This window comes from Pseudochelatococcus sp. B33 (assembly GCF_053570585.1).
The window spans coordinates 120,898-140,804 of sequence record NZ_JBSEFH010000001.1 but is presented as its reverse complement, the minus strand read 5'-3'; the positions used below and the strand labels follow the sequence as shown (position 1 = coordinate 140,804).

General features: G+C 67.0%; 17 protein-coding genes and 1 riboswitch. Of the genes, 3 read left to right on the top strand and 14 right to left on the bottom strand.

All coding sequences use genetic code 11. From position 1 onward, the window contains the following. Positions 1-73: 73 nt before the first annotated feature. The 4 genes from ACUSIJ_RS00600 to ACUSIJ_RS00585 form a co-directional block, all read right to left on the bottom strand. On the bottom strand, positions 74-634 hold the full coding sequence (locus tag ACUSIJ_RS00600) for an ActR/PrrA/RegA family redox response regulator transcription factor (RefSeq protein ID WP_449306406.1): 561 nt from the start codon (positions 632-634) through the stop codon (positions 74-76). A gap of 108 nt (positions 635-742) precedes the next feature. Further along, positions 743-1,042, bottom strand: a complete 300-nt coding sequence (locus tag ACUSIJ_RS00595; RefSeq protein WP_449306405.1) for a type II toxin-antitoxin system RelE/ParE family toxin — start codon at positions 1,040-1,042, stop codon at positions 743-745. Then, entirely contained in the window at positions 1,032-1,277 is a 246-nt protein-coding gene (locus tag ACUSIJ_RS00590) for a type II toxin-antitoxin system ParD family antitoxin (RefSeq protein WP_449306404.1), read from the bottom strand. Before ACUSIJ_RS00590 ends, ACUSIJ_RS00595 begins: the two co-directional genes overlap by 11 nt. A gap of 112 nt (positions 1,278-1,389) precedes the next feature. Next, positions 1,390-2,733: an ActS/PrrB/RegB family redox-sensitive histidine kinase gene (locus tag ACUSIJ_RS00585; RefSeq protein WP_449306403.1), complete on the bottom strand. Its 1,344-nt coding sequence runs from the start codon at positions 2,731-2,733 to the stop codon at positions 1,390-1,392. A gap of 495 nt (positions 2,734-3,228) precedes the next feature. On the opposite strand from ACUSIJ_RS00585, the gene ACUSIJ_RS00580 reads away from it, so the two are divergent. Together ACUSIJ_RS00580 and ACUSIJ_RS00575 are read left to right on the top strand one after the other, a co-directional pair. Then, entirely contained in the window at positions 3,229-4,542 is a 1,314-nt protein-coding gene (locus tag ACUSIJ_RS00580) for a polyhydroxyalkanoate depolymerase (RefSeq protein ID WP_449306402.1), read from the top strand. Positions 4,543-4,756: 214 nt separating this feature from the next. Beyond that, positions 4,757-5,503, top strand: a complete 747-nt coding sequence (locus ACUSIJ_RS00575; protein WP_449306401.1) for a M48 family metallopeptidase — start codon at positions 4,757-4,759, stop codon at positions 5,501-5,503. Between the two features lie 28 nt (positions 5,504-5,531). Here ACUSIJ_RS00575 and ACUSIJ_RS00570 read toward each other — a convergent pair whose 3' ends face one another. The 7 genes from ACUSIJ_RS00570 to ACUSIJ_RS00540 form a co-directional block, all read right to left on the bottom strand. After that, entirely contained in the window at positions 5,532-6,002 is a 471-nt protein-coding gene (locus ACUSIJ_RS00570) for a type III secretion system chaperone (protein WP_449306400.1), read from the bottom strand. A gap of 332 nt (positions 6,003-6,334) precedes the next feature. Then, a complete protein-coding gene (gene thiC / locus ACUSIJ_RS00565) occupies positions 6,335-8,203 on the bottom strand; it encodes a phosphomethylpyrimidine synthase ThiC (protein WP_449306399.1) in 1,869 nt (622 codons plus the stop codon). A gap of 75 nt (positions 8,204-8,278) precedes the next feature. Then, positions 8,279-8,420, bottom strand: a riboswitch (TPP riboswitch). 131 nt (positions 8,421-8,551) lie between these two features. Beyond that, on the bottom strand, positions 8,552-9,529 hold the full coding sequence (locus ACUSIJ_RS00560) for a DUF4167 domain-containing protein (RefSeq protein WP_449306398.1): 978 nt from the start codon (positions 9,527-9,529) through the stop codon (positions 8,552-8,554). Positions 9,530-10,494: 965 nt separating this feature from the next. Continuing rightward, the gene (gene prmC / locus ACUSIJ_RS00555) at positions 10,495-11,397 is read right to left on the bottom strand and encodes a peptide chain release factor N(5)-glutamine methyltransferase (protein ID WP_449306397.1); all 903 of its coding nucleotides are present in this window, start codon (positions 11,395-11,397) and stop codon (positions 10,495-10,497) included. A gap of 10 nt (positions 11,398-11,407) precedes the next feature. After that, positions 11,408-12,490 (bottom strand): peptide chain release factor 1, encoded by a 1,083-nt coding sequence (gene prfA / locus ACUSIJ_RS00550; protein WP_449306396.1) that lies wholly within the window; start codon positions 12,488-12,490, stop codon positions 11,408-11,410. A gap of 47 nt (positions 12,491-12,537) precedes the next feature. Next, complete coding sequence (ptsP, locus tag ACUSIJ_RS00545) at positions 12,538-14,805, bottom strand: phosphoenolpyruvate--protein phosphotransferase (RefSeq protein ID WP_449306395.1); 2,268 nt, start codon at positions 14,803-14,805, stop codon at positions 12,538-12,540. A gap of 451 nt (positions 14,806-15,256) precedes the next feature. After that, on the bottom strand, positions 15,257-16,537 hold the full coding sequence (locus ACUSIJ_RS00540; RefSeq protein ID WP_449306394.1) for an aspartate kinase: 1,281 nt from the start codon (positions 16,535-16,537) through the stop codon (positions 15,257-15,259). A 201-nt stretch (positions 16,538-16,738) separates the two neighbouring features. Here ACUSIJ_RS00540 and ubiG point away from each other — a divergent pair, with 201 nt between their 5' ends. Next, complete coding sequence (gene ubiG, locus ACUSIJ_RS00535) at positions 16,739-17,512, top strand: bifunctional 2-polyprenyl-6-hydroxyphenol methylase/3-demethylubiquinol 3-O-methyltransferase UbiG (RefSeq protein ID WP_449306393.1); 774 nt, start codon at positions 16,739-16,741, stop codon at positions 17,510-17,512. Here the strand turns inward: ubiG and ACUSIJ_RS00530 are convergent. The 3 genes from ACUSIJ_RS00530 to fabI all read right to left on the bottom strand — a co-directional run bounded on the left by ACUSIJ_RS00530 (position 17,485) and on the right by fabI (position 19,889). Continuing rightward, complete coding sequence (locus ACUSIJ_RS00530) at positions 17,485-18,405, bottom strand: YihY/virulence factor BrkB family protein (protein ID WP_449306392.1); 921 nt, start codon at positions 18,403-18,405, stop codon at positions 17,485-17,487. The two genes, ubiG and ACUSIJ_RS00530, sit on opposite strands and share 28 nt — an antisense overlap. Before the next feature lie 173 nt (positions 18,406-18,578). Continuing rightward, the gene (locus ACUSIJ_RS00525; RefSeq protein ID WP_449306391.1) at positions 18,579-18,860 is read right to left on the bottom strand and encodes a BrnA antitoxin family protein; all 282 of its coding nucleotides are present in this window, start codon (positions 18,858-18,860) and stop codon (positions 18,579-18,581) included. A 207-nt stretch (positions 18,861-19,067) separates the two neighbouring features. Further along, complete coding sequence (gene fabI / locus ACUSIJ_RS00520; protein WP_449306662.1) at positions 19,068-19,889, bottom strand: enoyl-ACP reductase FabI; 822 nt, start codon at positions 19,887-19,889, stop codon at positions 19,068-19,070. Between the last annotated feature and the right edge of the window lie 18 nt (positions 19,890-19,907).

Sequence of the window (19,907 nt, the reverse complement as noted above, 5' to 3'; positions counted from 1 at the left end):
AAAGTGGATGCCGCTTTTGGGTAAAGACGATGCGCAAACAAAAAGTTAGAGCGGAGAGGGCCTCCGCGCCGGCTCATCGCGGCGCGCGTTTGGCCAGGATCCGCTGCAACGTGCGCCTGTGCATGTTGAGCCGGCGGGCCGTCTCGGAAACGTTGCGGTTGCACGCCTCGTAGATGCGCTGGATGTGCTCCCACCGCACCCGGTCGGCGGACATGGGATTTTCCGGCACCTCCACCCGCTCCCCGGCGCTGGCGAGGAGGGCGGCGTGGATCTCGTCGGCGTCGGCCGGCTTGGCGAGATAGTCGAAGGCGCCGAGCTTCACCGCGGTAACGGCGGTGGCGATGTTGCCGTAGCCCGTCAGGATGATGCCGCGCGCGTCCGGCCGCAGCTCCTTGAGGCGGGTGATGGCGTCGAGCCCGTTGCCGTCGGTGAGCCGCATGTCGATCACCGCATAGGCGGGTGCCCGCTCCTCGATGAGGGCGATGCCCTTGGCCACCGTGTCGGCGGTGCGGACCTCGTAGCCGCGCTGCTCCATGGCGCGCGCGAGGCGGCTCAGAAAGGCGTGATCATCATCGATGATGATGAGGCTGCGGTCTTCGGCTGCGTCCGTTTCCGGATTGTCTACGTTCGCCATGGTGCTCCTCCCTTCTGGAGATGGCAATCGATGCGCCGACGCTCGGCCGGCATTGCCGACAGGTGGCATGGTGTAGCAATCGATGGGAGAACTGTCACATAAAATGAACTAAAGGTAGCGTCCCGCATCCATTTTTTGATGCAGGATGCGGACGATGAAAATGCCGGGGTAGGATCGGCGGTAGTATATGAAATGGGAGCCCGCAGCGTATTTGAAATAGCCATCTCGTATGTGAACGGACCGCCCCGACCTCTGCCCGGTAGCCAGATCGACAAATGCGGCCACAAGATCGGCGTGATAGCGGTTCGCTTGTTCCAGTGACCACGTTTTGAAGCTGTATGACCAGATTTCTTCAAGGTCCGACTCAGCCAGCGGCGACAGCGAATAGACTGACTGCTTATCTGACATATTTGTCGCGCATTCTCTTCAAGAATTTCTCATTGTCGAACGGCTGCGGCGGGCCGGATTCCTCGCCGGCGATCAAGGCGGCCTCGAGCGCCTTCACCTTCGCTTCATGCTCTTCAAGCAGGCGCAGGCCGGCGCGCACGACATCGCTCGCCGAGCCGTAGCGGCCGGTCCGCACCTGGGTATCGATAAAATCAGTGAAGTGATCGCCGAGAGAAACGGAGGTGTTTCTGGCCATGAGCGGGTCTCCTCAATGAACCAAGCCCTATTGGAATCGGGCCTCATTGCCCGCCGATTATATACCAATATTTGGTAGCGCCAATGCCCGCCGGCGCGTCTCCGTGTGGGCGTCATGGGGCCGGGCCGCCTCTCGCTCCCTGCTCGAACGCCTCCCGCGTCCAGGATACCTCTACTCGTGCGCCGTTGCCGGGCGCGGGCTCGTTCGTCCAGGTTATCTGCGCCCCGGTGCGCTCGATCAACGTCTTGGCGATGAACACGCCAAGCCCGTGTCCCTCGGCATTGTCGTCGCGGCTGCGCCGGGCGATGCCGCGCCGTTCCGTGCCGCGCGTCGTGACATAGGGATCGCCGAGCCGCAGCAGGATATCGGGCGTGAAGCCGGGGCCGTCATCCTGCACGGCGAGCGTGACGGCGGAGGCGTTCCATCGTGCCTCGATATGGACGCGCGAGGCGGCGAAATCGACGGCGTTGTCGATGATGTTGCCGAGCCCGTAGAGCAATCCCGGGTTACGGGCGGTCACCGGCTCCGGCCCCTCGCCCTCGCGGTTGATGGTGATCGGCACCTCGAAGCCGCGCTGGGGGCCGGCGACCTCCTCGATGAGATGCGACAGGGTGAGCCGGTCGAGCGGCCCCGCGCCGTCGGTGCCGAGCGAGGTCAGCTTGGCGAGGATCTCGCGGCAGCGGGCGACCTGCTCGCGCAGGAGCGTGAGGTCCTCCGCCATGGGATGGTCCCGGCCGACCGAGCGGTCGAGCTCCCGCACCACGAGCGCGATGGTCGCGAGCGGCGTGCCGAGTTCGTGCGCCGCCGCGGCCGCGAGCCCGTCGAGCTGCGAGAGATGCTGCTCGCGCTCCAGCACCAGTTCGGTCGCGGCGAGGGCGTTGGCGAGCTGGCGCGCCTCCTTGGCGACCCGCCAGGCGTAGACGCCCGTGAAGCCGAGGCCGAGCTGGATCGCACACCAGATGCCGGTGACATAGGTCAGCGGCAGCGCGAGGCTCTGGCCCGGCAGCCACGGCAGCGGCAGGTGAAAGAAGGCGAGCACCGTGGTGAGCGCCGTCGCGAATGCGCCGAGAAACAGCGTGCGCCACGGCGGCAGGGCGGTGGCGGAAATCATCACCGGCGCGAGGACGAGAATGGAGAACGGGTTCTGCAGACCGCCGGTCAGGAACAGCAGCACCGACAGCTGCAGGATGTCGTAGCCCAGAATGAGTGCCGCCAGCCCCGGATCGAGCCGCTGGCTGACGGGATAGCGGATGCGCAGGCCGATGTTCAGCAGCGCCGAGCAGGCGATGACGGTAAAACACGCGGAGAAGGGAAGCGGGAAGCCGAGCGCGAAATGCACGCCCGCGACGGTCGCACTCTGGCCCATCACGGCGAGCCACCGCAGCCGCACCAGCGTGTCGACCCGCAGCCGATGGGCGTTGCGCTCGGCGTGAATGCGCCCCGGTTCCGCCAACAATCCGTTCTCCGCCAGACATTGCGTCGCAAGCCCGCGCCATGCGGGCTTCCCTCCGTGTATCCGCCTGCGGGAGAACGCGCAATGGCGAGACCGAGTCACGGGCGCGGACGCCGCCAAGGGATACCTGACGCTGGGATCGGGCAAAAACACGCCCGAATCACCTGCGTTGTCTGCTTTCGATGCTGATTCGGCCGGAATTCGCATCCGCCGGACTTATCGACAGGGCATTACGGCCGATTTCCAGAGAAATATTCTTAAGTCACTGTTAATGGTTACGCGTGAAACTGTTCATGCAGTGAAATATCATCCTTGTTTCGCAATTGCTAAAATTGTTTTCTGTGATTGGAACAACTACGTTCATATCCCTGTTCGGGCGGTCCGGAGGGAATTTGTGTGGCGGGCGATGGCAGCGTTGAGGGAGCCGGGGCCATTTCGGGGACGACGCGCGCCCAGGGCGATGAGCCGGGTGCGCTACAACAAGGAGGTCGGGAATAAATGAATCTCGCCTACTATTGGTATGAGGCTGCTTACGCTTTCGCGCGTCCGGCGCGCACGGTGTCGAGCGCCACGCAATATGCATTCAGTATCCCTGCCAACCCTCTGAGCTACACGGCTTACGGGCGGACGATATCGGCGGCATGCGAGCTCTTCGAGCGCACCACGCGCCGCTACGCGAAGCCGGCATTCGAATTCGGCTGCATCGAGGTCGACGGGCGCCGGGTCACCGTGCGCGAGCGCGTCCTGTCGGAGGAGCCCTTCTGCCGGCTGATCCGCTTCGAACGGCCGGGCGTGAGGAAATCTCAGCCCAAGCTTTTGATCGTGGCGCCGATGTCGGGCCACCACGCCACGCTGCTGCGCGGCACGGTCGAGGCGTTCCTGCCAACCCATGACGTCTACATCACGGACTGGCTCGACGCCTCCGGCGTACCGCTGTCGGCCGGCGCCTTCGATCTGGACGACTATATCGACTACGTCATCTCGATGCTGCGCCAGCTCGGGCCCGACGTCCACGTGATGGGCGTATGCCAGCCGGCGGTTCCGGTCATCGCCGCCGTCGCGCGCATGGAGGCGCTGGGCGATCCGGCGGCGCCGCGGTCGATGATCCTCATGGGCGGGCCGATCGACACGCGCGAGAACCCGACCGAGGTCAACAATCTGGCGCAGGAGCGGGGCATCGCCTGGTTCAAGCGCAACTGCATCACCAAGGTGCCGTTCACGCGCCCCGGCTTCATGCGTGAGGTCTATCCGGGCTTCCTGCAGCTCTCGGGCTTCATGGCCATGAACCTCGACCGCCACCTGATCGCCCATCACGACATGTTCCGGCACCTCGTCGCCGGCGACGGCGACTCGGCGGAAAAGCACCGCGCTTTCTATGACGAGTATCTGGCGGTCATGGACCTCACGGCCGAGTTCTACCTGCAGACGGTGGAGCAGGTCTTCGTGGAGCAGGCGCTGCCCAAGGGCGGCCTGACGCACCGCGGCGAGCGCGTCGATCTCTCCGCCATCAGGCGCACGGCGCTGATGACCGTCGAGGGCGAGCGCGACGACATCTCGGGCGTCGGGCAGACCAGGGCGGCCCAGAAGCTGTGTTCCCGCATTCCGGAGCAACTGCGCGACCACCACCTGCAGGAGGGCGTGGGCCACTACGGCGTGTTCAACGGCAGGCGCTTCGTCAACGAGATCGCGCCGCGTATCCGCGCCTTCATCGACAGGGTCGAGGCGCATCACGCAGAGCAGGCGCAGGGCTGGAAGCCGGCAGGCTCCCGGGGCCGGTCGTCGGCGCGGGGCAATCTCACCGTCGTGGCGTAATTCCGGCGGCCCCGTTCTTCAGACAGGTGCCGGGCGGGTATCCCGCCCACGCCGCGCAGGCTCGACCGAAGGCCGATGGGTCTGGCTCATCGGCCTTCGGCATGAGGGCCTTCGCCGGTCCCGCCGGCCGATGGGCGCGCGGCCTGCGGGTTGGCGGTTGACAGGCGGCGCTGAATCGTCGCTGATGACAAGATCATTCATTCGGGATCCGACGATGCCGCTTGTTCTGTTTCGCAGGCGCGCGCCATCCGTGCCGGAACGCCTCGACGTCGTGCACGAGGGCGAGGCACTCAGCGTGCGTCTGCGTCCGCGGCCGGGCGCGAGACGGTTTACACTGCGGGTGTCGATGGCGACGGGCGAGGCGGTGCTCACCATGCCCGAGCAGAGCGACATGGCGGCCGCACGCCGGTTTCTCGATGCCCATGCCGGCTGGATCGCGCAGCGGATGCAGCGTGTGCCCCTGCGGGTGCCCTTCGAGGCCGGATCGATCGTGCCGCTGCGCGGCGAACCGCACCGCATCGTCCATTGGAGCGCGGTGCGCGGCAGCGTCGGCGCAGCCCTTGACGCGGCCGGGCAGCCGATCATCACCGTTGCCGGCGAAGCGCCCCACGTGCCGCGCCGTGTGAAGGATTTTCTGCTCGGGCAGGCGCGCCGCGATCTGTCGGCGGCGGTGGCGCGGCACACAGCCTCTCTCGGCGTGCCGGCCCGCAGCATCACCCTGCGCGACACACGCAGCCGGTGGGGGTCCTGCTCCGCCCAGGGAAGGCTGAACTTTTCGTGGCGCCTCATCCTCGCGCCGCCGATGGTGCTGGATTATCTGGCGGCGCACGAGGTGGCGCACCTCGCCGAACTCAACCATTCCGACCGCTTCTGGCGCCTGACGTACCGGCTCTGCCCCGGCACCGACGAGGCGGAAGCCTGGCTCAAGCGCCACGGCAGCAGCCTGCATCGATACGGATGAGCGTTTGTCGGGATGCCGGCGGGCCGTCTCAGGCCGGCGTGTTGTCCGGCGAGCCGGCCTGTGCGGCCTCCAGTTCGCGCTTCCAGAAGCCGGCGCCGGTCGCCAGCCGTTCGACCGCCTCCTGCAGGGGGGCGGGCGTCAGGCCGTAGAGGGGCAGGCGGCTGAGCAGGACGACCCTGCGCCGTGCGGCGTCGAGCGCCAGCGTGCCGAAACCGGCAAAGGCGGTGCTGAAATTGCCCACCAGCAGGCGGGCGAGAAAGGCTTCGCTGGCCTTGGCCGGCGCCTCGGCGACCTCGGCGCGCAGCACCAGCGCCTCATTGTCGCGCTCGGCCTGTATCGTGACGACGTGCTCGCCCGCCTGAAGGCCGCACTCCCCGTTGGCGTCGAAACCCAGCGTCGAGACGCCGATGTGTCGGCCGAAGGCCTCCAGCAGCGCCTGCGCCATCGGCGGAACGAGGTCGGGCTCGGTGTGCGGCTGCGAAAGCAAATAGTCGGTCATCGTCCTGCCCTCTGAAGTATTTCGTTTATTATGGACCGTGTCAGGAAACCGGCCTGCGTAATCACAAGAGAGAAGCGGCCGGGCCGCCATGCATCCGGCCCCGATGCATTTAGCCGACATGCAAGGGGGCTGCGGGCGGGAACTATAGAGGCATTGAATACGAAACGCCAGCACCTTACGACTCATAATCAGTCCCCCGGTCCGCCACCGGCCGCGGACCGGGCCGGTGGCGGAGGGGATTCCGGTCGTGTGTCCGCCGGCGGGAGGGGGGCGGTTTTTCGTCGAGTCGCGTCCCCGGAAAGCGGCATCCGCCTTCCGGGGACGTGCGCCGGTCATTCCGCCGCCGGGACGTAGATCTGCGAGCCGGTGTCCTTGAACTCCTGCGCCTTGCCGTCAAGCCCCGAAAGCCGTTCCGCCTCGGCGCGCAGGTCCTGGGTGATGCGCATCGAGCAGAACTTCGGCCCGCACATGGAGCAGAAATGCGCCACCTTGTGCGCCTCCTTGGGCAGGGTCTCGTCGTGGAATGCGCGGGCGGTGTCGGGGTCGAGCGCGAGGTTGAACTGGTCGTTCCAGCGGAAGTCGAAACGCGCCCGCGACAGCGCGTCGTCGCGCAGCTTCGCGGCCGGATGGCCCTTGGCGAGATCGGCGGCGTGCGCCGCGATGCGGTAGGTGATCACGCCGGTCTTGACGTCGTCGCGGTTGGGCAGGCCGAGGTGCTCCTTCGGCGTGACGTAGCACAGCATCGCCGTGCCGAACCAGCCGATCATCGCCGCGCCGATCGCCGAGGTGATGTGGTCGTAGCCCGGCGCGATGTCGGTCGTGAGCGGCCCTAGCGTATAGAAAGGCGCTTCGCCGCAGGTTGCGAACTGCTTGTCCATGTTGGCCTTGATCTTGTGCATCGGCACGTGGCCGGGCCCCTCGATCATGACCTGGCAGCCCTTCTCCCAGGCGATCTGCGTCAGTTCGCCGAGCGTCTCCAGTTCGGCGAACTGGGCGGCGTCGTTGGCGTCGGCGATGGAGCCCGGACGCAGGCCGTCGCCGAGCGAGAACGACACGTCGTATCGGCGCATGATGTCGCAGATCTCGCCAAAGCGCTCGTAGAGGAAGCTTTCGCGGTGATGCGACAGGCACCAGCGCGCCATGATCGAGCCGCCGCGCGAGACGATTCCCGTGACGCGGCTCGCCGTGAGCGGCACATAGGCGAGCCGCACGCCGGCATGGATGGTGAAATAGTCGACGCCCTGCTCGGCCTGCTCGATGAGGGTATCGCGGAACACCTCCCAGGTGAGCTTGTCGGGCTCGCCGTCGACCTTCTCCAGCGCCTGGTAGATCGGCACAGTGCCGATGGGCACCGGCGAGTTGCGCATGATCCAGCCGCGGATGTTGTGGATGTTGCGCCCGGTGGAGAGATCCATCACCGTGTCCGCACCCCAGCGGATGGCCCAGACGAGCTTCTCCACCTCCTCGGCGGCCGTTGAGGTGACGGCGGAATTGCCGATATTGGCGTTGATCTTCACCAGGAAGTTGCGGCCGATGATCGTGGGTTCGAGCTCCGGATGGTTGATGTTGGCCGGGATGATGGCGCGCCCGCGCGCGATCTCCTCGCGCACGAATTCCGGCGTGATGAAGGCGGGGATCGCCGCGCCGAAATCCTCGCCGTCGGCGCGCCGCCGCTCGGCCCCCGCCAGCATGGTCGCGCGGCCGAGGTTCTCCCGGTGGGCGACATAGATCATCTCGTCGGTGACGATGCCGGCGCGGGCGAATTCGAGCTGGGTCACGGGCTGCCCGTGACGCCCCTCCAGCACGGGATGCGCGGCGGGGCAGGCCGGCACGAGGCGGCCCGAGGGGATGTCCGGGCCCGAAAAGCCGTTGTCCTCCGGCCTCACGGGGCGCGGGGCGACCGCATCGAAGCCGCGCCGCACGAGCCATTCCGCCCGCACGGGCACGAGCCCCCGCTCGAGATCGATGGCCGCATCGCCGTCCGTATAGGGGCCGGACGTGTCCGGCACGCGCACCGGATCCTCGCCACAGGCGGGATCGAGCCCGATCTCGCGGAACGGCACCCGGATATCGGGCCGGCCCTCGGGACTGGCGTAAATCTTTCGCGAGCCGTGGATGGGACCGGTCGTGACGCCGGCCGGCACGGCGGCGATGCCGTCACGCGGGCGTTTCGATGATGTGGATTGTGTCGATGGTGTCATGTCGTCCGCTCCTCCCGGAAATGAGAATCCGGGCACGGGGCGACTGACAGGCATGCAGATAAAGATAGGGCTTTGGCGCCGACATGGTCCCGTCCCTCCGCCGGTATGACCCGGATCAGGTTCAAGGGTCACCATGGCGGATTGCCCGCGATCGAACAGCTGCGGACAATCCTCGACGGAATCTCAGCCCCCTCGCGGGGCACCCCTCGGAATGGGGACAATGTCGGCGCGTTCGGCGGCTTTGTCAATCACATATCGGTCGCATCGCACCGAAAACGGCCGTCGTTCCCGTGACGAATCCGATGCGTGGGCAAAGAGATAGCGAGGCGCCGCCGTGCGGCGCTCCGGCTACTCGGCGACCGAGACGTCGTCGACGCTCTTGCGGCGCGTGCGCGTCACGCGGGGTTTCCGAACCGGCTGTTCGGCTCCGTTTTCCGTTCCCTCGGTTGCGGCGTCGCCTTCCGCGGCGCTTGCAACGGTGCGGCGGCGGCGTGTCCGCGGCGCGGGCTTCTCCGTGGCCACGGTGTCGTCGGCCGCAGGGGCGGGTGCGGCAGGGGCGGGTGCGGCAACGGGCTCGACGGCGGCCTCTTCGTTCACCTCCGGAAGCTCCGGCGCCAGGATGACCGGCTGCTCGTCGCTGCCGGGAACCGTGCGCACCGGCGTGGTCAGGAAGGCCGGCAGGATCGGCTGCTGCGCGGAACCCGCGTCATCGGCCGGCGCTGCCTGCGCATACCGGTTCGCGGCGGCCTCGCGCCGCCTTGCGAAACGCTCGCGCCGCTCCTGCCTGTCGGGACGCTCCTGCCTGTCGGGGCGCTCGAAACGCTCCGCATTGCGCGGCTCCTGCGTTCTGGGCTCTTGGGTCCTGGGCTCTTGGGTCCTGGACTCCTGCGTCCTGGGCTCGTGCGATCGGGGCTCCTGCTGGCCGCGCGCGGGCAGGATGGGCTGGGCCTCGTCATCGGCGAGCGGGAAGCGCGCGGACGGCTGGGGCGTGCTGTAGTCCTGTACGCCGTAGCCGATGCCGTTCTCCTCGACGAGATCGTCCTGCTCGTCGTCGAACTGGCGCGGGAAGCCGAAGTTCTGCTGGAACTGCGCCTGGGCGGCGAGGATGATGCGTATGTAATGTTCAGCGTGCTGAAGGTAGTTCTCGGCGGCGACTCGGTCCCCCGAGGCCTGCGCGTCGCGCGAAAGCTGCGTGTATTTTTCCGCGATATGCTGCGCCGTGCCGCGAACCTTGACGTCGGGTCCGTTCGACTCGAACGTCTTCGTCAGCGGATTGGGGGCCTTCCGTCCCCGGTTGCGCATACGCCTGTTTTGACCTGGTCTCATAAGATTAATCTCTTCGGGAGCTACAATTGAGGGGGATCGTCGCCCCCATACGGCACACCTGTGCCCGCCAGAACACCGGACCGAAGCGCAGTTCGCGCCTTTCGGGAAAATCCGGCGTCAAATCAGAAAGATAAAGCGACGTCTTCATTTTCTCTCAGATGCCGCCGCTCCATTTCCGCAGCACTGTCCCGGCGATACCGGACCGGCGCGACGGTCTTTCCATCCCTCGCGCGAGGCGGCCTTTCGCTCTTCCGCCATCCCGCTCTATCTTTTTGTTTCTGCATCGAATTCATCCAGAAAACGGCATCCATTCCCTGGGTCGGTGCGCCAATGAACGGTTCCGATGAGGACGGCTGGAAAGACGCGCCACCGGCAACGGCCGGCGACCGTATCGAACCGGCGAAGTCCGGACTGGTCGGATATGCATCTGTTCCGAAAGCGATGGATCAAGAGGAGTTCCGACTATCCAGGCCATCTTCAGGGACCGGAACAAGGTTTACATGGTCAGCCGGGCCATCATTTACCAGCCGGCGATCGAAGTATTTCCGTGTCCCAGGACCGGGCGCTGGCCGGGTACACGCGCGCACAACTTCCAGACATGCTGAAAACCCTGTTCAAGAGGTAGCGAATAAGGCTCACTGCAACTAAAGTGTATCAACCCCGCCCGCGGGAGCGTCCTACTCCCCGCAAGGCGCATTCTATCGCTGCTTGCCCGAAAGGCGGCGCGTATACCAACGACAGACAGTTGCCTCGATTGATCACGCAACGTTCCGGCCTGCTGGCGACATTCATCGATCGAATGCGTTCAGCTCAACAGAGGACGAAAACCGGCCACACCCCAAGATGCCGAAAGCATCTAAAAGGCCTCAGATCGACAGCCGAGCCTGATTCATAGCGAAACATTATCGCCTTGCCGCAGTCGCGCCAAGCGTTTTCTACGGCCCATGCGCTAACGCGCATCATTTTCACGAGAATGTGGCAACAATGACGCGCTCCGTTCCGGCAAGATCGGCGACCGGCACGGCCACGCTGAAGCCGTGCGCGGCTGCGATGCCGGCGACAGTCGGCGCCTGTCCCCGGCCGAATTCGACGATCACCGCGCCATCGGCGCGCAGCAGGCGGGGGGCTTCGGCAAAGATCGCCCGATAGGCGTCGAGCCCGTCCGCGCCGCCGTCGAGGGCGAGGCAGGGATCGTGCTCCCGCACTTCGGCGTCGAGGCCGGCGATCGCGGCGGATTCGATATAGGGCGGATTGGACAGAATGACGTCGAACCCGCGCCCCGCCAGCGCCGCTCCCCAGGAGCCGACGACGCAGGACAGGCCGTCGCCGACACCGTTTCTGTCGGCGTTGCGGCGCGCGGTCGCCGCCGCTTCGGGCGACAGATCGACGGCAACGCCCCGGGCGTCGCCGGCCTTGCCCGTCCGGCGCAGCTCGTGCATGAGTGCGACCGCAATGCAGCCCGATCCCGTCCCAAGGTCGAGGAACCGGAACGCCTCGCCGGGACGGGTGGCGGCGATACGGGCATGTTCGGCGATGGCCGCCTCGACGATCAGTTCCGTCTCCGGCCGGGGCACGAGCGTCGCGGGGGCAAGGGCGAAGGGCAGCCCCCAGAATTCCCGTTCGCCGAGAATGCGGGCGAGGGGCTCGCGCGCCAGCCGCCGCGCCGCCGCGGCGGCGAGCCGTTCCAGCGCGTCGGGCGGCAGCGCCTCGTCGGGCCAGGCGTAGAGGTCCGTCGCGGACAGGCGGGCTGCGTGCATCAGCAGCACGCGCGCGTCGAGCGCCGGGGTATCGATGCCCGCCATGGCAAGCCGCGCCGTCAGGTCGCGCAGGGCGTCTTGCCGGGATATGGGTACGGCATCCTGGCGCATCCGCCGGCCCTCAATGCTGGCGGGCGAGCAGCGCCGCCTGATGCTCGGCGATCAGCGCGTCGAGCAACTGGTCGAGGTCCCCCATCATCACCTCGTCGAGCTTGTAGAGCGTGAGGTTGATGCGGTGATCGGTGACGCGGCCTTGCGGAAAGTTGTAGGTGCGGATGCGCTCCGACCGGTCGCCGGAGCCGACCTGCAGCCGGCGGTCCTCGGCGCGCGCCGCGTCCGCGCGGCTGCGCTCGGCGTCGTAGAGCCTGGCGCGCAGCATCGCCATCGCCTTGGCGCGGTTGCGGTGCTGCGAGCGTTCGTCCTGCACCAGTACCACGGTGTTGGTCGGGACATGGGTGATGCGGATGGCTGATTCCGTCTTGTTGACGTGCTGGCCGCCGGCGCCGCCCGAGCGCATGGTCTCGATGCGCAGGTCCGACTCGTCGATGGAGACGTCCACGTCCTCGGCCTCGGGCAGCACGGCGACCGTGGCGGCGGAGGTGTGGATGCGGCCCGACGCCTCGGTTTCCGGCACCCGCTGGACGCGGTGCGTACCGGACTCGAACTTGAGCCGCGCGAACACGCCCCGCCCGCTGACCTCGGCGATCACTTCCTTGTAGCCGCCCGAGGCGCCGGGACTTTCCGACAGGATCTCCACCGACCAGCCGCGCGAGGCGGCGTAACGGGTGTACATGCGCAGCAGATCGCCGGCGAAGAGGGAGGCCTCGTCGCCGCCCGTGCCGGCGCGGATTTCCAGGATGGCGCTCTTCTCGTCGGCCGCGTCCTTGGGCAGCAGCATGATCGTCAGTTCGCGCGCCGCCGCCGCGAGCTCCTCGACGGCCTGCGGCCGCTCGTCGCCGGCGAAGGCGCGCAGTTCCCGGTCCGTCTGCGGATCGGCGATCAGCGCCTCGATGTCCGCGAGGTTCCGGTCCGCCGCCTGATAGACGCGAATCGCCTCGACCACCGGATCGAGTTCCGCGAGTTCGCGCGACAGGACGACGAAGGAATCCGAATCGGCGCCCGCCGCCAGCGTCGCGGTCAGCACCGCGTGGCGATCGAGGATGGCGGCCAGACGCTCTGGCGGCGGAGTGGAGATGTCAGACATGCGGATCGATAAAAAACCTGTGACGAGGCAAAGCGGCCGGTTCCACGCTACACGGGAATGCCCCGGGCGGCGGCGAAGCCGGCGAGCGCCTGACGCAGCGTGCCCCGGTCGCCTGCAGTGCTCAGCAGCCGGTTGATCTCGGCCGAGATGGCGGCGGCGTCGAGCGACAGCAGCATCGCCTTGACCGGGCCGATGGAGGCCGGCGACATCGAGAACGACCGGTAGCCGAGCCCGATCAGGGCCATGGCCTCCAGCGGCCTGCCGCCGATCTCGCCGCACAGCGTCACCGGCTTGTTGGCGGTGTCGGCGGCGTTGTGGATGGTTCTCAGCGCGCGCAGCAGCGGCGCGCTCAGCGGATCGAAGCGCTCGGCCACCTGCCGGTTGTCGCGGTCGGCGGCGAACAGGAACTGCATGAGATCGTTCGAGCCGATGGAAAGGAAGTCGGCGACGCTCACCAGCTCGTCGATCTGGAACACGAGCGAGGGCACCTCCACCATCACCCCGACGGCGATCGACGCGGGCTCCACATGGCCGAGCTTGCGCAGGTAGGCGAGTTCGCGCGTCACGATCGCCTTGGCCCGGATGAATTCCTCGACGGTCGCGACCATCGGGAACATCACCTTCAGCGCCCGCCCGCCGCAGGCGCGCAGCAGCGCCCGGACCTGCGCCCGCAGCAGGCCGGGACGGTCGAGGCCGATGCGGATCGCCCGCCACCCCAGCGCCGGGTTTTCCTCGTCCACGGTCTGCATGTAGGGCAGCACCTTGTCGCCGCCGATGTCGAGCGTGCGGAAGGTGACGGGCGCACCGGCCAATTCGTCGAGCACCTGCCGGTAGAGCGCTTCCTGCTCGCTGGTCGAGGGCATGCGCTCGGCGATCATGAACTGCAACTCGGTGCGGAACAGGCCCACGCCGTCGGCGTTGGTCTCCGACACGTGGGGCAGGTCGACCAGCAGTCCGGCGTTGACGTTGAGCGAGATGCGCTCGCCGTCGAGCGTCACGGCCGGCAGTTCGCGCAGGGCCTTGTACTGCTCCTGCCGGCGGGCGCGCAGGCGCGCCTTCTCGGCATAGGCGCCCTCGACGTCCGGCTGGGGACGCACCTGCACATCGGCGGCGGAGCCGTCCACGATGATGGCGTCGCCCGATTCCACGAGCCCGGTGATGCCGGCGATCTCGCTCACCGCCGGGATGCCGAGCGCGCGCGCGACGATGGCGATGTGGCTTCCCGCTCCGCCTTCCTCCAGCACCAGGCCGCGCAGGCGCGATCGGTCGTAGTCGAGCAGCGCCGCAGGCCCCATGGAGCGGGCGACCAGCACGGCGTTTTCCGGCAGATTATCGCGCGAGACGCCGAACTGCTCGCCGGCAAGCGCATGCAGCAGCCGGTCGGACAGCTCGTCGAGATCGTGCAGCCGGTCGCGCAGGTAGGGGTCGGTCTGGCGCAGCATCCGCGCCCGCACGTCCGACTGCACCCGCTTGACGGCGGCTTCCGCCGTGAGGCCGGTCGTGACGACCTCGCGCACGCGCCGTATCCAGCCCTGATCGTTGGCGAACATGCGTACGGTCTCGAGCACGTCGCGGTGCTCGCCGTGGTGGGCGATGTCGCCGCGCTCCACCAGCCGGTCGATGGTCTCGCGCACGGTGGCGATGCCCTCGTCGAGGCGGATCAGCTCGCGCTGCGGGTCGTCGGCGATGATGTCCTTCACCACCACGCGCGGCTCGTGCAGCACCACGTGACCGAGGCCCACGCCGTCGGCCAGCGCAACGCCGTGCAGATGCAGCGACCGGCGCACGGCGATATCGGCGCCCGGCTTCGCCAGCGCCTGCAATTCGCCCGAGGCGATCATCTCGGCCAGCACCATCGCGGTGGTCTGCAGCGCCTCGACCTCTTCCTCGGTGTAGATGCGCTGGGCGCGGTTCTGGACCACGAGCACGCCGAGCGTGTTGCCCGCGCGCAGGATCGGCACGCCGAGGAAACTGTGGTAGATCTCCTCCCCGGTCTCCGGCTTGTAGGAGAAGGCGGGGTGCTGCTGGGCGTCGGAGAGCGCCAGTGGTTCCGCATCGCGCGCGATGGTGCCGACGATGCCCTCGCCGAGCCGCATGGTCGTCAGGTGGACGGCCTCCGGATTGAGGCCCTCCGTCGCGTAAAGCTCAAGCGTGCCGTCGACGCGCAGCACGTAAACGGAGCACACTTCCGCCACCATGTTGGACGCAATGACGACCACGACCTTGTCCAGCCGCTCCTGCGCGCTGACCGGTTCCGCCATGACCTCACGCAGACGACGCAAAAGCAATCGTGGGCTCCCCAACGCTCCCCGCATCAGCCCGTTCCCATTCCGCCCGTTAACGCCGGGCCGTCATTCGCCGGTCCCGACCCGCGACTCACCACGCGGACCTCCAGCATTCGTTTCTCGGGGTATAACCAAGGTTCATGCAACCCTGCAAGCAGCCGCATGAAAAGAATTCCCGGCAACGCATTGCTGCAATTTCACAAATATACGGCAACAAGTGCTTCCCGGATCTGCTTCGAACCGCCTGTAACCCAGTATATCCCAACGGCGCGGAATGCTGACGGCTTGGCACTACACGCATGACCGATGAGACGATGATATTGCTCCGGCAAACCTTCCGGCACAACTGCCGCTTGCGTGGGCCGGGATGGCGTTTTTCGCATGAAAGCCGTCCCGCTCCATTGTCCTGTTTTCCAAATCTTTTTCAGAAAAGGGCATTCCCTTTTCGGGGCACGCGCCGGGGCAGGGTGCGCGGTATGCGTCAACCTGCCGCGCTGTCCCGCGCTGGCTGGGGCTTGCCTTCCGGCTTCTTGTCCAGCCCGTAGAGGGAGTGCAGCGTGCGCACCGCCAGTTCGGTATACTCCGAATCGATGAGCACCGAGAACTTGATCTCCGACGTCGTGATGGCGCGGATGTTGATGCCCTTGTCGGCCAGCGCGCGAAAACCTTTCGCCGCCACGCCGGCGTGGCTGCGCATGCCGATGCCGATGGCGGAGATCTTCACCACGTCGGTGGCCCCCTGAAGCGTGGCGTATTGGATGACGTCGCGATGCTCCTCGAGGATCCTGCGCGCGCGCTCATAGCTCGATGCCGGCACCGTGAAGGTGATGTCGGTCGTGGTGGTGTCGTCCGACGCGACCTGGATGATCATGTCGACGTTGATGTTCGCGTCCGCGAGCGGGCCGAAGATCGAGGCTGCGATGCCCGGATGGTCGGCAACGCGACGCAGCGTGATCTGCGCTTCATCGCGCGAGAAGGCGATGCCGGTTACGACCTGTTGTTCCAAGATATCCTCCTCATCACAAATCAGGGTTCCGGGCCGCGGGGCATCCGGGTCGTCGAAGCTGGACCGCACGAAAGTGCGCACGTTGTGGATCATCGCCAGCTCGACGGAGCGCACCTGGAGCACCTTGGCGCCGAGCGACGCCATCTCCAGCATTTCCTCGAAGGACACCCGGTCCAGCCGGCTGGCGTGGGGCACCACCCGCGGATCGGTGGTGTAGACCCCGTCCACGTCCGTATAGATGTCGCACCTGTCGGCGCGGACGGCGGCGGCGATGGCGACCGCGCTGGTGTCGGAGCCGCCGCGCCCCAGCGTCGTGATGCGCCCCGTGGTCTCGTGGATGCCCTGGAAGCCGGCGATCACCGCGACCTGGTTATGCTTCTCGAACGCCTCGATCAGTGCTGCGCCCTCGATGCCGGTGATGCGGGCGGCGCCGTGCGCCCCGTCGGTCAGGATCGGGATCTGCCAGCCGAGCCACGAGCGCGCGTCGAGGCCCATGGCCTGCAGCGTGATCGCCAGCAGCCCCGCCGTCACCTGTTCGCCCGAGGCGACGACCGCGTCATATTCGCGCGCGTCATGCATGGCCGACGCCTCGCGGCACCACTCCACCAGCTCGTTGGTCTTGCCCGACATGGCTGATACGACCACCGCGACCTGATGCCCGGCATCCACCTCGCGTTTCACATGCCGGGCCACGTTGCGGATGCGATCTATATTGGCGACGGACGTACCGCCGAACTTCAACACCAGACGGGCCATGATGGGTTCAGGTTCGCTTTCCGTAGCAATACCGCCGCTTGCGATGCGGCGAAGGGAACTGACATTCAGCCGATGAAGACGGCATGAAAGGCGTGTATAGATGCCGAGCAAGGCCCGCCGTGTCAATGGCGCGGGCGAGGTGACTGCTGCATTGGAATGCATTTTGTCTTGACACTGCCGAGCGAGTCGGCTGGAGGACCCATGACAGGCGATCAGGAGAGGGCGGGAGGCGATCCGCACAAGGTGTCCGGCACGGTCGACGCCGAGGAGGTCGCCCGCTTCGACCGGTTGGCGGAGACGTGGTGGGACGAGCGCGGGCCGATGCGTCCGCTGCACCGGTTCAACCCGGTCAGGGTGGCGTTCATCCGCGATCTCGCCGCGAATCGTTTCGGGCGCGACAGCCGCGCCGAGGCTCCGCTCGCCGGATTGTCCGTGCTCGATATTGGCTGCGGCGGCGGGGTGCTGTCGGAGCCGCTGGCGCGGCTCGGCGCCTCGGTCACCGGGCTCGATCCGGCCGAGAGGAACCTCGCCGTGGCGCGGGCGCACGCGGAGAGCCAGGGGCTTTCCGTCGACTACCGCCCCGAGACGGTCGAAAGCGTGGCCGCGCGCGGCGAGGCTTTTGACATCGTGCTGGCGATGGAGGTGGTCGAGCACGTGGCGGATGTCGATGCCTTCGTCGGAGCGAGCTGCGCCGTGGTGAAGCCCGGCGGCCTGCTCGTCATGGCGACGCTGAACCGTACCCTGAAATCCTTCGCGCTCGCCATCGTCGGCGCGGAATACATCCTGCGCTGGCTGCCGCGCGGCACGCACGACTGGCACAAGTTCGTGACGCCGGACGAACTCGCCGCCGCGATCACCCGCCACGGGCTCGCCGTTACCGACAGGGCCGGCGTCGTCTACAACCCGCTGCGCGACGAGTGGCGGCAGGCGGCGGACCTGTCGGTGAACTATATGTTGGCGGCCGCGCGCGCGTGAGCTTCCGGCCCGGCGGGCCGGCGCGCCTCGCCCCGCAGCACCATGATGGCGGCGTTGAGCTCGGCGCCGTAGATGAAGATTGCCGCCAGCATGTACAGGAACACCAGCACGATCATGCCCGAGGCCAGACCCGCGTAGGTCGAGACATAGTTGCGGGCGAAGCTGTCGAGATACATGCCGAACGCCGTGCCGCCGACGAGCCACAGCACCAGCGTCACTACGACGCCGGGCAGGACGGCGGTCAGCGTACGCCGGCCGCCGATGCGCTTGCCCCGCCCGCGCGCCCGCTCGCTCGGCAGCCAGAGATGGCCGACGAAAAGCGCGACGATGATCACCAGCGTCGCCACCGAGAAGCGCGCCGCGAACACGACCCCGCGCAAGGGGGCAAGCGCCGGGATGTATTCCACGAGTGTCCGCCACAGCAGCGGCCCCAGCACGACGAGAAACGAGAACACGATCAGCGCCGCCGCGCCGCCGATGACGTAGCCGAACGCTTCCAGCCGCGTCAGCCACCAGGAGCGCGTCTCGGTGACGTCATAGGCGCGGTTGAGGCCCACGCGCAGGGCCTCGACGCCGTTCGACGAGAAGTAGAGCGCCAGCAGCGCGCCCACCGTGAGCAGATCGCCGCGCTGGACGGTGAGCACCTGGTGGATCTCGCGGGCGATCGGCCCGGCGACCTCCTTGGGCCATGCCTCCAGCATCAGTTCGGTGACGGAATCGGCCAGGCCCTCCGCCTGGAAGGTCGAGGCGATGGCGGTGATGAGGATCACGAACGGAAACAGCGACATCAGGGCCGACAGCGCGATGTGGCTGGCGATGGCCCAGCCGTCGTGGGCGTCGAACCGGCGAAACGACAGCCAGACCAGTTTCATGAACCGGGTCGCCAGTCCCATGCGGCCTCCATGCGTCGGCGGCGGTCAGATCCCGCCATCGGCCAGACCGGCCGTGGCCGGAACCGGATTAATAGCACATCCCCACAGGCCGGGATGTGTCCGGGACAGCCCAGCCCGGAAAAAAGCCCGCGGCGCGGGAGGCGGAAAAGCAGGCGGCCGGGCGACGCAGACAGTCAGCGGTCGAGGCCGGCGGCCCGCCTCAGCGCCTCGTCGATCCGGCGCTGCCAGCCGGGGCCGGTGGCCTTGAAATGCGCAACCACCTCCGCACTCAGCCGGATGGAGACGGGCACCTTCCTCAAAGCCTTCTGCGGCCCACGGCGGGTTTTCGGGAACGCGGCGAGACTTTCGGGCGGCAGGGCCTCATGCAGCAGGGCCTCATGTGGCAAACGCGCCCGTTTGAAGTCTTCCTCGGCCCATTCCGGATTGTCGTCGTCAAAGACCACTTTCCGGGGCATAGCGGGTTAACTCCCTTCCTGTGAGCGCGCCGCTGGCTTACCGCTCGGGCAAGCGAGATGCCACGTTCTGCGACATCGCGTTCGTCTCTTTCGAAAGCAAACCATACACCTATGTGTATATACAATCAGATGGCAAGGGTCAAGCAAATCGTATAGACAAAAAAGCGCCGGAGAAGGCTCCGGCGCTTTGACGACGATGGGAGAGGGCTATTTCCCCGCCGCTTCCGTGGCGGCTTCCGTCGCGTCGAGCGCCTTGAGCGTCTCGGTGCGCGGCATGGAGATGATGTTGTAGCCCGAATCCACGTAGTGGACCTCGCCGGTCACGCCCGTGGACAGGTCGGAGAGGAGATAGGCCGCCGTGCCGCCGATCTCCTCGATGGTCACGGTGCGCCGCAGGGGCGAATTCGCCTTCTGGTAGGAGAACATCAGCCGCGCATCCGAAATCCCCGCGCCCGCCAGCGTACGCACGGGACCGGCCGAAATCGCGTTGACGCGGATGGCGTCGGGGCCGAAATCGTTGGCGAGGTAGCGCACGCTCGCCTCGAGCGCCGCCTTGGCCACGCCCATGACGTTGTAGTTCGGCATCACGCGGGTGGAGCCGCCGTAGGTCAGCGTCACGATGGAGCCGCCGTCCGGCATGATCGCCGCCGCGCGCTTCGTCACTTCCGTGAAGGAGAAGCACGAGATCAGCATCGTGCGGGCAAAGTTCTCGCGGGTGGTGTCGGCGTAGCGGCCCTTGAGCTCGCCCTTGTCGGAGAAGGCGATGGCGTGCACCAGGAAGTCGATGCTGCCCCAGCGCTCCTTGAGCGCCGCGAACACGGCGTCGACCGAGGCGAGGTCCTCCACGTCGCAGGGCAGGAGAAAGTCCGAACCGGCCTGTTCGGCGAGCGGCGCGACGCGCTTGCGCAGCGCCTCCCCCTGATAGGTGAAGGCCAGCGCCGCGCCGTGCTCATGGAGTGCCTTGGCGATGCCCCAGGCAATGGAATGATCGTTCGCGACCCCCATGATGAGGCCACGCTTTCCCTGCATCAAACCCGTTGTCACGTT

Coding starts and splice junctions, on each gene's coding strand:
- ACUSIJ_RS00600 (WP_449306406.1), bottom strand. CDS start 634: ATGGCGAACGTAGACAATCCGGAAACGGACGCAGCCGAAGACCGCAGC.
- ACUSIJ_RS00595 (WP_449306405.1), bottom strand. CDS start 1,042: ATGTCAGATAAGCAGTCAGTCTATTCGCTGTCGCCGCTGGCTGAGTCG.
- ACUSIJ_RS00590 (WP_449306404.1), bottom strand. CDS start 1,277: ATGGCCAGAAACACCTCCGTTTCTCTCGGCGATCACTTCACTGATTTT.
- ACUSIJ_RS00580 (WP_449306402.1), top strand. CDS start 3,229: ATGAATCTCGCCTACTATTGGTATGAGGCTGCTTACGCTTTCGCGCGT.
- ACUSIJ_RS00575 (WP_449306401.1), top strand. CDS start 4,757: ATGCCGCTTGTTCTGTTTCGCAGGCGCGCGCCATCCGTGCCGGAACGC.
- ACUSIJ_RS00570 (WP_449306400.1), bottom strand. CDS start 6,002: ATGACCGACTATTTGCTTTCGCAGCCGCACACCGAGCCCGACCTCGTT.
- thiC (WP_449306399.1), bottom strand. CDS start 8,203: ATGACACCATCGACACAATCCACATCATCGAAACGCCCGCGTGACGGC.
- ACUSIJ_RS00560 (WP_449306398.1), bottom strand. CDS start 9,529: ATGAGACCAGGTCAAAACAGGCGTATGCGCAACCGGGGACGGAAGGCC.
- prmC (WP_449306397.1), bottom strand. CDS start 11,397: ATGCGCCAGGATGCCGTACCCATATCCCGGCAAGACGCCCTGCGCGAC.
- prfA (WP_449306396.1), bottom strand. CDS start 12,490: ATGTCTGACATCTCCACTCCGCCGCCAGAGCGTCTGGCCGCCATCCTC.
- ptsP (WP_449306395.1), bottom strand. CDS start 14,805: ATGCGGGGAGCGTTGGGGAGCCCACGATTGCTTTTGCGTCGTCTGCGT.
- ACUSIJ_RS00540 (WP_449306394.1), bottom strand. CDS start 16,537: ATGGCCCGTCTGGTGTTGAAGTTCGGCGGTACGTCCGTCGCCAATATA.
- ubiG (WP_449306393.1), top strand. CDS start 16,739: ATGACAGGCGATCAGGAGAGGGCGGGAGGCGATCCGCACAAGGTGTCC.
- ACUSIJ_RS00530 (WP_449306392.1), bottom strand. CDS start 18,405: ATGGGACTGGCGACCCGGTTCATGAAACTGGTCTGGCTGTCGTTTCGC.
- ACUSIJ_RS00525 (WP_449306391.1), bottom strand. CDS start 18,860: ATGCCCCGGAAAGTGGTCTTTGACGACGACAATCCGGAATGGGCCGAG.
- fabI (WP_449306662.1), bottom strand. CDS start 19,889: ATGCAGGGAAAGCGTGGCCTCATCATGGGGGTCGCGAACGATCATTCC.